At 72.7% G+C, this 12,682-nt stretch carries 15 protein-coding genes and 1 riboswitch; of the genes, 6 read left to right on the top strand and 9 right to left on the bottom strand.

The genetic code is table 11. The annotated features are described in order from the left end of the window. Position 1 precedes the first annotated feature (1 nt). From QT196_RS12460 to QT196_RS12445, 4 genes are all read left to right on the top strand, one after another. Positions 2-1,228: a CoA transferase gene (locus tag QT196_RS12460; RefSeq protein ID WP_168478926.1), complete on the top strand. Its 1,227-nt coding sequence runs from the start codon at positions 2-4 to the stop codon at positions 1,226-1,228. Beyond that, positions 1,225-2,019 carry an enoyl-CoA hydratase/isomerase family protein gene (locus QT196_RS12455; RefSeq protein WP_266730717.1) on the top strand — a complete coding sequence of 265 codons (795 nt, stop codon included), beginning with the start codon at positions 1,225-1,227 and terminating at the stop codon, positions 2,017-2,019. The genes QT196_RS12460 and QT196_RS12455 overlap by 4 nt, the downstream gene beginning before the upstream one ends. A gap of 165 nt (positions 2,020-2,184) precedes the next feature. Then, positions 2,185-2,736 carry a DoxX family protein gene (locus QT196_RS12450; RefSeq protein WP_290354906.1) on the top strand — a complete coding sequence of 184 codons (552 nt, stop codon included), beginning with the start codon at positions 2,185-2,187 and terminating at the stop codon, positions 2,734-2,736. Positions 2,737-2,929: 193 nt separating this feature from the next. Then, on the top strand, positions 2,930-3,430 hold the full coding sequence (locus QT196_RS12445) for a VOC family protein (protein ID WP_085928497.1): 501 nt from the start codon (positions 2,930-2,932) through the stop codon (positions 3,428-3,430). 124 nt (positions 3,431-3,554) lie between these two features. Here the strand turns inward: QT196_RS12445 and QT196_RS12440 are convergent, their stop codons facing one another. The 3 genes from QT196_RS12440 to QT196_RS12430 form a co-directional block, all read right to left on the bottom strand. Next, a complete protein-coding gene (locus QT196_RS12440; protein WP_290354905.1) occupies positions 3,555-4,703 on the bottom strand; it encodes a HoxN/HupN/NixA family nickel/cobalt transporter in 1,149 nt (382 codons plus the stop codon). 19 nt (positions 4,704-4,722) lie between these two features. Further along, positions 4,723-4,971: riboswitch (cobalamin riboswitch) on the bottom strand. A gap of 114 nt (positions 4,972-5,085) precedes the next feature. Continuing rightward, complete coding sequence (locus QT196_RS12435) at positions 5,086-5,934, bottom strand: alpha/beta hydrolase (RefSeq protein ID WP_266730708.1); 849 nt, start codon at positions 5,932-5,934, stop codon at positions 5,086-5,088. Further along, on the bottom strand, positions 5,931-6,566 hold the full coding sequence (locus tag QT196_RS12430; RefSeq protein ID WP_168478921.1) for a MarR family transcriptional regulator: 636 nt from the start codon (positions 6,564-6,566) through the stop codon (positions 5,931-5,933). The genes QT196_RS12435 and QT196_RS12430 overlap by 4 nt, the downstream gene beginning before the upstream one ends. 225 nt (positions 6,567-6,791) lie before the next feature. On the opposite strand from QT196_RS12430, the gene QT196_RS12425 reads away from it, so the two are divergent. Beyond that, positions 6,792-7,205: a hypothetical protein gene (locus QT196_RS12425; protein WP_168478920.1), complete on the top strand. Its 414-nt coding sequence runs from the start codon at positions 6,792-6,794 to the stop codon at positions 7,203-7,205. On the opposite strand, the gene QT196_RS12420 is transcribed toward QT196_RS12425, so the two are convergent. Both QT196_RS12420 and QT196_RS12415 read right to left on the bottom strand, forming a co-directional pair. Beyond that, complete coding sequence (locus QT196_RS12420) at positions 7,168-7,824, bottom strand: nucleoside/nucleotide kinase family protein (protein ID WP_190840807.1); 657 nt, start codon at positions 7,822-7,824, stop codon at positions 7,168-7,170. The two genes, QT196_RS12425 and QT196_RS12420, sit on opposite strands and share 38 nt — an antisense overlap. A 152-nt stretch (positions 7,825-7,976) precedes the next feature. After that, complete coding sequence (locus QT196_RS12415; RefSeq protein WP_290354904.1) at positions 7,977-8,435, bottom strand: cupin domain-containing protein; 459 nt, start codon at positions 8,433-8,435, stop codon at positions 7,977-7,979. A 141-nt stretch (positions 8,436-8,576) separates the two neighbouring features. Here QT196_RS12415 and QT196_RS12410 point away from each other — a divergent pair, with 141 nt between their 5' ends. Then, on the top strand, positions 8,577-9,152 hold the full coding sequence (locus QT196_RS12410) for a TetR/AcrR family transcriptional regulator (protein WP_290354903.1): 576 nt from the start codon (positions 8,577-8,579) through the stop codon (positions 9,150-9,152). A gap of 15 nt (positions 9,153-9,167) precedes the next feature. On the opposite strand, the gene QT196_RS12405 is transcribed toward QT196_RS12410, so the two are convergent. The 4 genes from QT196_RS12405 to QT196_RS12390 all read right to left on the bottom strand — a co-directional run bounded on the left by QT196_RS12405 (position 9,168) and on the right by QT196_RS12390 (position 12,659). Continuing rightward, positions 9,168-10,361, bottom strand: a complete 1,194-nt coding sequence (locus tag QT196_RS12405) for a class I SAM-dependent methyltransferase (RefSeq protein WP_290354902.1) — start codon at positions 10,359-10,361, stop codon at positions 9,168-9,170. Between the two features lie 194 nt (positions 10,362-10,555). Continuing rightward, entirely contained in the window at positions 10,556-11,140 is a 585-nt protein-coding gene (locus tag QT196_RS12400) for an N-acetyltransferase (protein WP_356948467.1), read from the bottom strand. Between the two features lie 91 nt (positions 11,141-11,231). Next, positions 11,232-11,885 (bottom strand): VTT domain-containing protein, encoded by a 654-nt coding sequence (locus QT196_RS12395; protein ID WP_290354901.1) that lies wholly within the window; start codon positions 11,883-11,885, stop codon positions 11,232-11,234. A 309-nt stretch (positions 11,886-12,194) separates the two neighbouring features. Continuing rightward, complete coding sequence (locus QT196_RS12390) at positions 12,195-12,659, bottom strand: DoxX family protein (protein WP_290354900.1); 465 nt, start codon at positions 12,657-12,659, stop codon at positions 12,195-12,197. Positions 12,660-12,682 lie beyond the last annotated feature (23 nt).

Raw genomic sequence — 12,682 nt, 5'->3', positions numbered from 1 at the left:
AATGCGCACCACACCACAGCCCAAGCCCTGGCTCGTTCACGACGGAGCCCTCACCGGTCTGAAGGTCCTCGATCTGTCCCGCATCCTGTCGGGGCCGTTCTGCACCATGGTGCTGGCCGACCTGGGCGCTGATGTGATCAAGGTCGAGGACACCGTCTCCGGCGATGACACCCGTGCCTGGGGGCCGCCCTTCCAGGGCGAGGACGCGGCGTACTTCCACAGCGTCAACCGCAACAAGCGCGGTATCGCCGTCGACCTCAAGGACCCCGACTGCCTGCGCCTGATACGGGAGTTGGCCACCACCGCCGATGTCGTCGTGGAGAACTTCCGGCCCGGTACGGCGGCCCGCCTCGGCCTGGGCTACCAGGAGGTCCGCGAACGGAATCCGGCCGTGGTGTACGCCTCGGTCAGCGGCTACGGGCAGACCGGGCCGTACCGGAACGAGCCCGGCTACGACGCGATCGCGCAGGCGGTCAGCGGCGTCATGAGCGTGACCGGCGAACCCACCGGGCCGCCCGTGCGCTTCGGGGTGTCGCCGGCCGACCTGGCCGCCGGGATGTGGGCCGCCATCGGCATTCTCGCCGCCCTCCGCAACCGCGAGCACACCGGCACCGGCGACTGGGTCGATGTGTCGCTGCTGGACGGCCAGGTGGCCTGGCTGAGTTATGTCGCCGGTGGGTACTTCGCCTCCGGCAGCGTCCCGCAGCGCTACGGTTCGGCCCATCCCACGATCGTGCCCTACCAGGCGTTTCCCACCGCCGACGGTCACCTCATGGTCGCTGCCGGAAACGACGGGCTGTGGCGCCGCTTCGCCACCGCGATCGGGCTCGCCGCACTCGCTGACGACCCACGCTTCGCGACCAACCCGGACCGGGTCCGCCATCGCGAGGAGCTGCTCCCGCTCATCGAGCGCGCGCTGGGTGCCCGTGGTGCCAAGGAATGGGCCGTGCTGCTGACCGAGGCGGAGATACCCGTCGGGCCGATCAACACCGTCGACGAGGCCCTGCGGCACCCCCAGGTCGTCGCGCGCGGCATGGTCACCGAACTCGACCACCCCGACGCCGGCACCCTGCGCACCCTCGCCTCGCCCATCAAGCTGTCCGACCACCCCGCGACCGTGCGCACACCGCCACCGCGGCACGGGGAGCACACCGCACAGGTGCTGACCGCCATGGGTGTCGACCCGCAGAAGTGGTCCGACCTGTGTGCGCGAAAGGCCGCGAAATGACCGCCGTACCCGCCCCCGACGTCAGCATCGCGACGGTCCGGTCCGGGGCGGTCGCCGAGATCCGGATCGGTGACGGCAGCCGGCGCAACGCCCTCCCCGGCGAGGCCTGGGCGCGGCTGGCCCGGCAGGTCGGGGAACTCGGCGCCTGCCGGTCGCTGCGGGTGCTGGTGATCCGCGGGCACGGGGACACGTTCTGCGCGGGCTCCGACATGACCGACTGGGTGGACGCGGAACCCGGCTACGTCGAGGAGTCCTTCGCGCACATGGAAGAGGCGTTCTCCGCGATCGAGAACTGCCCCGTCCCGGTGATCGCCGAGATCCGCGGGGTCGCCGCCGGAGCGGGATGCCAGCTCGCCCTCGCCTGCGACCTGCGGCTGATGGCGGATTCCGCCCGGATCGGGATGCCGATCGCCCGGCTCGGCATCCTCGCCAGCCCCGCCTTCGCCGCCCGCATGGTGGCCCTGGCCGGACCGTCCGTGGCCCGGGAGTTGCTCTACACCGGCCGGCTGGTCGACGCCCGCACGGCGGTGGCGCTCGGACTGGCCGATCACCAGGTGCCCGAGGCGCAACTCACCGACCGCACCGGCCGGCTCACCGCTGCCATCGCCGAGCAGCCGCCGGCGGCGATCCACGCCGCCAAGCTGGCGGTCGGCGCCGTGCTGGGGCCGCAGCGGACGGCCACCGCCGTCAATCCGCGGCCCGCGGTGGCGCGGTCGTACTTCGGCCCGGCGATCGCCGCCTTCCTCGGGCCGTCCTCGACAGCCGCACCGGATCCGCCCCTCCCGCTCTGAGCAGGGAGGACGTGCGGCGGGCGGGAGGTGAGGGCCTCAGGCCCGCCGCAGGCGCTGTTGTTCGCCGTGGGGGTGCTGTGTATCGTCGGAACAGTGACTTGAAGTTTCAAGTAATTGTTCGCGGCCTCGCGGGGCCGGTCCCGACCTGCGAAAGAGCGGCTCCTGATGACGTCCCCCCTCGGCACTCTCGCGTCCTCCCGCCTCGACATCCCCACCCGCCACGCCCCCTCTCCGGCCGGCTACGACACTGGGCTCCTTCTGCTGCGCCTCGCGCTCGGACTGACCATGGCGGCCCACGGCGCCCAGAAGCTGTTCGGCTGGTTCGGCGGGCCGGGGCTGGACGGGACCGGGCAGTTCTTCACGATGAGCGGCTATCCGGCGGGCCGGATGATGGCCGTCGTCGCCGGGCTGAGCGAGACGCTCGGCGGGCTCGGGCTGGCGGTCGGGCTGCTCACGCCGCTGGCCGCGGCCGCGGTCGTCGGCACGATGATCAATGCCCTTGCGGTGAAGTGGGGCGGCGGCTTCTTCGTGCCCAAGGGCGTGGAGTACGAGCTGCTGCTGACCGCCGGTGCGGCGGCCCTGGCGCTGACCGGGCCCGGTCGCTACGCCGTAGACCGTCTGCTGCCGGTTCTGCGCTCCCATCGGACGGTCCACGGCGTGATCGCGCTGGTGCTGGGTGCGGTGCTGGCGGGCGGGGTGCTGCTGGTACGGAAGTGATGCCGGGGCGAGCCCCCGGAGATGGCCGCCTCGTCTCGTGTGCGCCGGAGGTGCGCTAGGGACGGGACGTCTGCCGACCGGATACCGGCCGGCAGGCCCTGGGCAGCGGCGGGGTGTGCGGGGTAGAGCAGAAGCAGGGGAGGGCGGCGGCGCCACGGCGGTGTCGCGGCCGGGAGATCGGAGAACAGGTTCCATGTCCGTACGACGTCTGAACCACGCGGTGCTCAACGTCCGCGATGTGACACGGTCGGTGGCGTTCTACACCGAGGCCCTCGGGCTGACGGTGGATGTCGAGATACCGGGGCGGGCCGCGTTCCTCAGCGCTCCCGGCTCGCTCAATGATCACGATCTGGGGCTGTTCGCGGTGGCCCCGGACGCGCCCGGGCCCGAGGCCGGGCGGGTCGGGCTGTACCACCTGGCCTGGGAGGTCGGCACGCTCCGCGAACTCGTCGCGGCCCGCACCCGGCTCGTCGAGCGCGGCGCCCTGGTGGGATCGACCGATCACCTCGTCGCCAAATCGCTGTACGCCAAGGACCCGGACGGCAACGAGTTCGAGGTGATGTGGCGGGTCCCGCGGGAGGACTGGCCGGGCCCGGACCAGCCGGACCGGCTGCTGCCCCTCGATCTGGCGGCGGCGCTGGAGCAGTGGGGGCCGGACCGGGAGACGGGTGCCGCGGCGGGCTCAGCGACCTGAGGCGCGGGACCGGCTCGGGCGGGCGAGGGACGGGGGCGGCTCGGGCGGTGGAGGGCGCCGGGCCGGCTCGGGCCCCCGGGAGGGCGCGGCCGGTGCGCGCGAGCCCGCACCGGGCCGCCGTTCCTCAGGTACCCGGAGCGGCCTGCTCCGGCGACTCTGCTCGCTCGGCTCGCGCCGCCCAGCGCTTTTCGACGCCGGCCAGACGCCAGTACGCCAGGGCTGCGGCCCACACCACCACGAAAAGGCCGACGATGACGAAGCCGACATTGTCGAGGTCGAGGCCGGAAATCCAGCCGGTCAGCGCGTCGTTGAGGCCGAGCTTGTCGTGCAGCACGGTCACCAGCTCGATGGTGCCGATGAAGAAGGCGACGGCGATCGACAGACCGGTGATGGTGAGGTTGTAGTAGACCTTGCGCACCGGGTTGGCGAACGCCCACTGGTAGGCGAAGTTCATGAAGGTGCCGTCCAGGGTGTCGAACAGGCTCATTCCGGCAGCGAACAGCAGCGGCAGACACAGGATCGCGTACCAGGGCAGGCCCGCCGCCGCACCGCTGCCCGCCATCACCATCAGGGTCACCTCGGTCGCGGTGTCGAAGCCGAGCCCGAAGAGGAAGCCGAGCGGGAACATCTGGCCGGGACGGGAGATGGAGCGGGTGAACCGCCCGAGGAAGCGGTTCATGAAGCCGCGCGCGTCGAGGCGCTGCTCCAGCTCGGCCTCGTCGTAGTGGCCGTCGCGCATCCCTCGGAAGACCCGCCAGATCCCGGCCAGCGCGATGAGGTTGAGGGCGGCGATGAGGTAGAGGAACGTGCCCGAGACCGTGGTGCCGACGGTGCCCAGGATCTGGTGCGTACGGGACTCGTCGTTGAGCAGTGTGCCGGCGAGCTGGGCGCCGCCGGCCACCAGGGCTGCCATCGCCACGACCACGCTGGAGTGGCCGAGGGCGAACCAGAAGCCGACCGACACCGGCCGCTTGCCGTCGGCCATCAGCTTGCGGGTGGTGTTGTCGATCGCGGCGATGTGGTCGGCGTCGAAGGCATGCCGCATACCGAGGGTGTACGCGGTGATGCCGAGCCCGACGCCGAAGGCCTGGCTTCCGACGGCGTAGTGGTTCGGGACCACGAGCAGGAAGAGCACGCCGAAGGCCACGATATGCAGCCCGGCTATGACGGCCATCAGGCCCGCAGTACGGACGGTGTCCTGCCGGCGCCAGCGGAACGTGGCGGGGGCAGGGGAGTTCGGGGTATCGGTGGACAGGGCCATCCGGGCGGTCACGCTCCAGCACCTCGTGGATCAGTTCGTGAGATGCCGTGGCCGGTCTCCTGGCTTGGGGGTACCACCCTGCTCCTTTAGAGCTTGGAGGAGGGTGTCCGCGTCCGCCCCCGCCTTCCCGGCCGCGGGCTGCGGTCAGTGGCGCCGCGGGCGCGCCAGGCGCCCGCGGAAGGGGTGGAAACTCCCCGATCACAGTGGCGAGGGCCGCTCCGGGCTGGGACCTCAATGGTCCGTCACCGGATTCCCGAACACCACGGCCCGGCCACTCTAGCCGCCACCCGCGCGGCGCGAGGTGTGTGGGGGTTTTCCGCCACCGGCGGGGGCACGGCCCGCGGCGGGCCGGTCACAGGGGGCCGGTCGCGGTAGGCGGCCCGGTCGCGGTGAGTCAGTAGTCCAACGACGAGAGGAACGCGTGCAGTTCGTGGTCGAAGAGCGGGGTGTTCTCCAGGTTGACCATATGGGCCGCACCCGGTATTCGGACCCTTCGGGCGCCCGGGACGGTCAGGGCTATCGCATGGGCGTTCGCGGAGATGTCCCGGCTGTCGAGATCGCCGTCGAATACGACCGTCGGCACCCGGATCTCCCCGAGGCGGTCGGCGGCGCCGACTTCGAGAGGCATGCCGGCGCCCATCCCGTCGGCATGGACCTCCACATTGGCCTCGGCCGAGGCACGCATCCGTTCGCGGAATCCCGGGTGCACCGCGGACGGCTCACGATGCGGCCCGTCCACCCATATCCGCAGGAAGTGTTCGACATACCGCTCCGCGCCGTCCGGTGCGCCGATCGCGGCCACCTGCTCCTTGATGTGCGCCAGGACGAAGGGGTCGGTGAAGGCGCGGCCGCTGATTCCCGGGGAGGCGAGCGCGAGGGCCGTCACCCGGCCGGGGTGGGCGAGGGCGGTGTCCAGCGCGACCCGCGCGCCGTGGGAAAGGCCGACGAGGACGGCGCTGGGGACATCGAGTGCGTCGAGCAGGGCACACAGGTCGTCGTGGTGGGCGAAGTCGCCGGTCACGGTGGAGGACAGGCCATGGCCTCGGGCGTCGTAACGGATCGCGCGCAGGCCGGAGTTGACCAGCCAGGTGAACTGCTCGTCCCACATGTGCTGGTCGAGCATGCCGCCGTGCAGCAGCACCACCGCGGGGCCCGAGCCGGCCGTCTCGTAGAACAGCTCGCCCTCGTCGACCGGCACGATGCCGTTGTCGATCTCGGACCAGGCGGTGATTCTCTGGGTCATTCTCCTGACCGTCCTTTGTGCATGAGAGGGGGCGGGGCGGGTCTGTCGTCGTGGCCTTCAGGGCTGCCGTTATTGCGGTTGCTGCTGTTACTGCCTTCACTGCGACGACTGTCCCGACTGCCCTGACTGTCGGTTTCCTCCCGTTGAACGCGCGAGCCGTTCGCCAGGTGCCGGAATTCCTCGCCGAGTCGGTCGAGTACGTGCAGCGTGGTGCGGACGTCCTCGGCGGGCAGGTCGGCGAGCCGCTGTCGCAGCTCCGTCGCCTCGAACTGCTGGACCCCGCGTATCGCCGCCGTGCCTTCGTTCGTGAGTCGGATCAGGGGGGAGCGACGGTGGGCGGGGTTCGGGGCCGTGACGACCAGGCCCAGCTCCGCGGCGTGGTTCACCCAGCGCTGCACCGGTTGGCGGTCGAGCCCCATCGAACGCGCCAACTGCGGGACGGTGCGGGGGCCTTCGGTGCGCAGGGCGTCCAGCAGTGCGTGTTCGCCGGCGGTCATGCCCGTGTCGGCGAGCTCGCGCTCCACCGCGCGCACGACCGTGCGGTGCAGGGGCCACAGGCGTCGGATGACGTCGTACAGCAGATCTTCGGTGGCGGCCGGCTCCCCGGCGCCCTCCCCCTCGGTATCCCTCACCGCAGCCCCCTCATGCCCTTCGGCGTCCCCGTTGGCGTCCCCACTGACGTCCTCATCGGCGTCCGTGTCGACCTCTTCATCGACATCCCCCTCAATGACACTTGTGATGTCATGATGACACCGCTGATGTCGTTTGGGAAGGGGCTTGCCGCGGAATGGAGTTGAGGGGGCGGATGGGTGGGATGAGGCTCGTGTGGTCGATGGGCGAGGAAAGGTGGACGGCGGATGAAGGTCGGTCTGTTGCGTGCGGTCGGGGTTGCCACGGCGGTCTACGGGGCGGCGGTGACCGCGGTGCCCGCTCTGCTGGCACGGCCCTCGGGGCTGGTCGATGCGGAGGGGCGGACCGGGCGGGCGACGCGCACCTCGCTGCGTCCGCTGGCCTGGCGGGATGCGGTGAGCGGGCTGGCGCTGGCAATGGCCCCGGAGGGCCCGGCGCTGCGCACGGCCGCGTATGTGCGGATCGCGGCCGACTTCGGGGACGCCGTTCTGCTCGGTGCGACGCTGCCCGGCCGCGACCGGAAGCTGGCGGCGCTGGCGGTGTCCGTGGGGTGGGGTGCGCTGTCGGTGGCCGGGCTGCTCGCCGGCGGGCGGCGGCGGGAGGTTATGAGCCTGCCGGCGGCGGGGCCTCTTCAGGTGTGAAGGTGATGACGAGGTCGGCGCGGTCGCGCGTGGCCGCCACCACCCGGGCGTTGGCCTCGTCCGAGGCGTGCACGAACCGCTCGGCGTCGGCGCGCGGACGCCCGAAGTGCTCATGGCGGTCGACCAGTCGCCGGACCCGCTCCGGGGTGTCCAGGTCCACGTACCAGACCTCGTCGAGCAGTGCCCGGACCCGCGACCAGGGGGCGGAGTCGAGGAGGAGGTAATTGCCCTCGGTCACGATGAGCGGGATGTGCGGTGCCACGGGGATGCTGCCGGCGACCGGCTCCTCGATACGGCGGTCGAACGCCGGGGCGTAGACGGCGCTGTCCGGCTCCGGTGCGCGCAGCCGCGCCAGCAGCGCCGCGTAACCGGCCGGATCGAAGGTGTCCGGCGCGCCCTTGCGGTCCGTACGGCCCAGGCGGCGCAACTCCGCCTCGGCCAGGTGGAAGCCGTCCATCGGGACGAGCGCCGCCTGCCCGGCCAGCTCCGCCACCACATGGGCGGCGAGGGTGGACTTACCGGCACCGGGCGGGCCGGTGATGCCGAGCAGCCGCCGCCGGGCGGGAGTCGCGGACTCGGCCAGCTGACGGGCGCGGGAGAAGAGGTGCCGGGGATCCATGGTGCCTCCATCGTGCCCGATCGGCGGCGCAGCGGCCGGAGGCGCTCCCGTTCGGCGGCCCGGCGCCGGGCCGGCCGCGTCGGCGGCGGCGGTGCTACCCCTCGCTCGCCGCCGCACTCCGCTCCTACGGCTCGCGCCCGCCGCCCCGTTTCTCAGCCGTGGTACTCCATCCCGTACTTGGCGCCGATCTCGTTGAGGCGGTCGAGGTCGGGCTGGCCGCCCTTCCTTATGGCCGGGCCGGCTTCGCACAGGTCCTCCACGAACTCCTCCCAGCCGCCCGGTGCCGAGATCTGTAGACACCGGGCGGGCGGCTGGGAGGCGTTGCGCAGGGCGTGCGGTATGCCGTGCGGCAGCAGGGCGCACATGCCGGGGGTGAGGCGGTGGGTGGTGCCGTCGACGTCGACCTCCATCGCGCCGTCGAGGACGTAGACGAACTCATCGGCGTGGTGGTGGATGTGCGGGGGGATGTCGACGTCGAGCTGGTTCTCCAGGATGGCGAGCCGGCCCTCCGTGTCGGCGGTGCGGGCCTTGACGTCGCATCCGGGCGGCAGGGGGACGCGCCCCGGCCGCCGTTCGCCGGGCTGAAGTACGAGAAAGCGTTCCTTGGGCATGGTGATCGCGGATCCTCTCCGGGCTGTCGGCCGTCGGCTGTCTGCCGGGCGGTCCGGGCCACCTGGGCGGCGGCCGGTGTGGCGACGATATGGAATCGGAATCCGATTCCGTTTTACGAGCCTAGCAGTAGCATCGGCCGTGTGGCACCCTCTTCGACCTCCTCCACGCCCGCGCGCAGACCGCGTGCCGACGCCGAGCGCAACCGCACCCGTGTCCTGGACGCCGCGCGGGAGGTGTTCCGCGCGCGCGGCGACGAGGCGCAGATGCCCGAGGTCGCCCGGGCCGCGGGGGTGGGAATCGGGACCGTCTACCGGCACTTCCCCAGCCGGGCGGCGCTGATCGCCGCCGTGGGGGAGCAACGCCAGGCGGAGATCGTCGAGTTCGGGCGCAGCAGCTGTCTGCCGAGCGCGGCGGCCGCCGACGGGCTGGCCGCGTATCTCGCGCACATCGGGGAGGTGCTCAGCGCCGAACGCGGGCTGTCCGCCTCGATCGAGGCGGCCTTCGGGTCCACCGAACCGACCGGCGAGGGGCGGGACCGGGCCGAGACGGTCGCGGCCCAGCTGCTCGCCCGTGCCAAGGAGGAGGGCACGGTGCGCGCGGATGCCGAGGTCGGTGATGTGGTGATGATCGTGTGCGGGCTGGCGGCGGTGATCCGCCACGACGCGGGGGACTGGCGCCGCTATGTACGCAATGCCTGTGCGGGACTGCGGGCCTGACCGTACGGCCGCAGGTCAGGAGGCGGAGGCGGTCCGGTCCGCGAGGCCCAGGCGCCACAGGGACGTGATCTCGGCGGCGCGGGCCACGTGGAGCGGGTCGGAGGTGTCCCGGGCGCGCGGATGGCGCGGGGTGACGTCGAGCCGGCCCAGGACCGTGAGGCCGGCCTCGGTGAAGGCGTCGAGGAGTTCGGTGTGCGGACGCAGGCCGAGGTGCTCCGCCAGGTCGGAGAGGACCAGCCAGCCCTCGCCGTCCGGTGTCAGATGGTCCGCGAGGCCGTTCAGGAAGCCGTGCAGCATGCGGTTGCCCGGGTCGTACACCGCGTACTCCACGGGGGAGGTCGGTTTCGCGGGCACCCATGGGGGGTTGCAGACGACCAGGGGGGCGCGGCCGGCCGGGAACAGATCGGCCTCGGTGACCTCCACCTGCCCGGCGACACCCAGGCGTTCGGTGTTCTCGCGGGCGCAGGCCAGCGCCCGCGGATCCTGGTCGGTGGCCACGATCCGGCGCACGCCGCGCCGGGCGAGCACCGAGGCCAGCACGCCGGTGCCGGTGCCGATGTCGAACGCCAGCTCCTCGGTGGGCAGCGGTGCCTCGGCCACCAGGTCGACGTATTCACCGCGGGCCGGGGAGAAGACGCCGTAGTGCGGATGGATGCGGTCGCCGCCGAGTGCCGGGATCTCGACGCCCTTCTTGCGCCATTCGTTGGCGCCGATCAGGGCGAGGAGTTCACGCAGCGAGACGAGGGTGGCGGTCGGGTCCGCGCTCTCCGTGGTGCCGGACGCCTCCGCGCCGGCGGGCTCGACGGGGCCGTACGCCCGGACGCAGGCCTCGCGGACATCCGGGGCGCGGTGCAGCGGGACGGCGAAGGTCGCGTCCAGGGGGACCAGCAGCATGCCCAGGATGCGGGCACGGTGATTCTGCGCGGCCCGGTGCAGATGGAACGCCTGGGTGACATCGGCGGGCGGCGTCTTACGGGGGCGCCGGTCGATCCGGCGGGCCATCGCCGTCAGCAGCTGACGGGCGTTGTGGAAGTCGCCGCGCCACAACAGCGCGGTGCCCTCACAGGCGAGCCGGTAGGCGTCGTCGGCCTTGGTCCGGTCGTCCGCGAGGACGATACGGCGCGGCGGCGGGGCGCCGTTCTCGGAGCGCCAACGGGCGGAGCGGGGCTGGTCGGCCTCGGTCCATTCGACGACCGGCGGGTGGTTCACCGAAGAGTGCCTCGTGTGTGTGGTGGGAGCCCTCCCAGGGGTGCCGCCCTTGGAGCGGCGCCGGTCCGGCGCCGGGGGAGCGGTGCTGCGCTCGCGGGACGGTGGGCGGGGTGGTGGGACCGTTGACTTTACTCCGTATTGGGGCCGCGCTCGGCCGCCCACCGGACCTGGGGCGGGCGGCACCGGGTTCGAGGTCAGTCGATGCCGAAGGCCCGGGCGTAGCGCACCGTGCCGCGCGGGGGTGTGGAGCCGTCCAGGGACAGCGCCATGAAGGCCTCGTCCGGCCAGGGCTGCGGCGGCAGAATACCGAACCGGGGGGCGGCCGGGGCGAACCCGAAGCGCGGGTAATACGGCGGGTGGCCGAGCACGATCGCGGTCCGCTCCCCGGCGGCCCGCGCCGCCTCCAGGAGCGCGCGGATCACCGCCTCGCCCGCCCCGCGCTGCTGGTACGCGGGCAGCACCGCACACGGCGCGAGCGCCACGGCGGGCACCTCGTCGATATGACAGCGGGTCAGCAGGGCATGGGCGGCCGGGGTGCCGTCCGGCGCGTCGGCCACATAGGACAGGCCCGGCAGCCAGGCCGACCGGTCGCGGCGCAGCGCGTCGACGAGATCGGCCTCCCCGGCCGTCCCGAAGGCGGCGAGGTGGATCCGGCGGACGGCCGCGGTGTCCGCGGCGGTCTCGGGGCGGGGGTGCCAGGTGGCGGGGTCCCCGGTCGGGCCCCCGGTGCCGCGGTCACTGGCCCCGTGCGAGCCGTGGGATGCGTGGATGCCGCTCATGCCGGTCATCGTCGCACCGGGCGCCGGCGCACGGCCAAGGGATTTCCGCCCCGCCGCCGGCCACCGGCCGTCGGCGTCCGCCACCGCCCCGTCAGTGCGCGGTGCGGCGCTCCGGGCGGCGCATCAGGAAGGCGGCGGCCGATCCGGCGGCGAAGAGGGCGACGACGGAGAGGGCCGTACTCATCCAGGAGGTGCCGAGCCACTGCCCGCCGAAGTAGCCGAGGCTCACGCTGTAGGTCGCCCAGACGAAGCCGGCCAGCGCGGACCACGGGAGGAACTCGCGGACCGTACGGTGCGCGACACCGGCGCCCAGGCTGACCACGGAGCGTCCGGCGGGGGCGAAGCGGGCCAGCACGACGATGCCGCCGCCGCCCCGCGTCAGCGCCGTACCGAGGCGTTCCTGGGCCGTGGCCAGTCGGCGGGAGCGGCCGATGGCGCGGTCGAAGCGGTCGCCGCCGCGCCGGGCGAGCCGGTAGGCGACCATGTCGCCGAGCACGGAGGCGGTGGCCGCGCACAACATCAGGGACAGCATTTCGGCCAGGTGCGCACCGCTGTGGACGGTGGCGGTGACGTCGGCGCCGCCGACCGCGTCCGCCGCCGTGCCGGTCCCGGCCGCCGTAGTGGCCGCGGCGATCACCAGGACCCCGCTGGGCAGGATCGGGACGAAGACGTCGAGAACGATCGAGACGCTGACGATCACGTACACCCAAGGGGTGCCGCTGAGGGACCCCAGGCTTTCCAGCAACGTCCTTCTCCCGGTCCGAACCCCGCCGCGACGTCGCTCGGTGCGGCAGGGGCGGCTCTGCAGCCATACAGCGTACGCCTGGCCGCGGTGGCCGAAAGAGTGGGGGTGGGATGCGTGGGAAGCGGCATTGTGTGTGCGACGCCCGGGACACGTGGCATGCCCCGTAAGGGATGGAATGGACCGCCTCGGGAGCGCCCGGCGTGTCCCGCCCGTGGACCGTGGGCCGCCTCCGGACGCGGCACGGCCCGTACGGCAGAGCTGCCGTACGGGCCGTGAGGGGCGGGCCGGGGTCCGCCGAAGCGTGGGGCGTCAGACGGTGGAGGGCTCCCGCTGAGCGGTCGGGGCCGCCTCCGCTCCGCGGTCGCCGAAGAAGACCCGGTCGAGGGCCCAGGCGCCGGGGCCGGTGAAGAAGATCAGCAGGAACGCCCAGCAGTACAGCGCGGAGGGCTCGCCGCCGTTCTGTATCGGGAACAGTCCCGAACCCTGGTGCGTGGAGAAGTACGCGTACGCCATCGAGCCGGAGCTGATGAACGCGGCGGCGCGGGTACCCAGGCCGAACATCACCAGGAGGCCGCCGGCCAGCTGGATCACGGCGGCGTACCAGCCCGGCCAGCTGCCGGCCGGGACGGTGCCGCCCTGGCCCATGGCGCCGCCGAGGACACCGAAGAGCGAGGACGCGCCGTGGCAGGCGAAGAGCAGGCCGATGACGATGCGGAAGAGCGCGAGCGCGTGCGGCGTGGATCTCTGGGTGAACGAGGTGAGCGGTGCGGACATGTGGGGACTCCTACGGTTTCTGG

This window comes from Streptomyces sp. P9-2B-2 (assembly GCF_030406865.1).
GTDB lineage: Bacteria > Actinomycetota > Actinomycetes > Streptomycetales > Streptomycetaceae > Streptomyces > Streptomyces platensis.
The sequence above is the reverse complement of the archived record's forward strand: the minus strand, read 5'-3'. Positions and strand labels throughout refer to the sequence as shown.

Coding starts and splice junctions, on each gene's coding strand:
- QT196_RS12390 (WP_290354900.1), bottom strand. CDS start 12,659: ATGTCCGCACCGCTCACCTCGTTCACCCAGAGATCCACGCCGCACGCG.
- QT196_RS12425 (WP_168478920.1), top strand. CDS start 6,792: ATGAAGGTCGGTCTGTTGCGTGCGGTCGGGGTTGCCACGGCGGTCTAC.
- QT196_RS12400 (WP_356948467.1), bottom strand. CDS start 11,140: ATGAGCGGCATCCACGCATCCCACGGCTCGCACGGGGCCAGTGACCGC.
- QT196_RS12415 (WP_290354904.1), bottom strand. CDS start 8,435: ATGCCCAAGGAACGCTTTCTCGTACTTCAGCCCGGCGAACGGCGGCCG.
- QT196_RS12420 (WP_190840807.1), bottom strand. CDS start 7,824: ATGGATCCCCGGCACCTCTTCTCCCGCGCCCGTCAGCTGGCCGAGTCC.
- QT196_RS12450 (WP_290354906.1), top strand. CDS start 2,185: ATGACGTCCCCCCTCGGCACTCTCGCGTCCTCCCGCCTCGACATCCCC.
- QT196_RS12460 (WP_168478926.1), top strand. CDS start 2: ATGCGCACCACACCACAGCCCAAGCCCTGGCTCGTTCACGACGGAGCC.
- QT196_RS12435 (WP_266730708.1), bottom strand. CDS start 5,934: ATGACCCAGAGAATCACCGCCTGGTCCGAGATCGACAACGGCATCGTG.
- QT196_RS12445 (WP_085928497.1), top strand. CDS start 2,930: ATGTCCGTACGACGTCTGAACCACGCGGTGCTCAACGTCCGCGATGTG.
- QT196_RS12455 (WP_266730717.1), top strand. CDS start 1,225: ATGACCGCCGTACCCGCCCCCGACGTCAGCATCGCGACGGTCCGGTCC.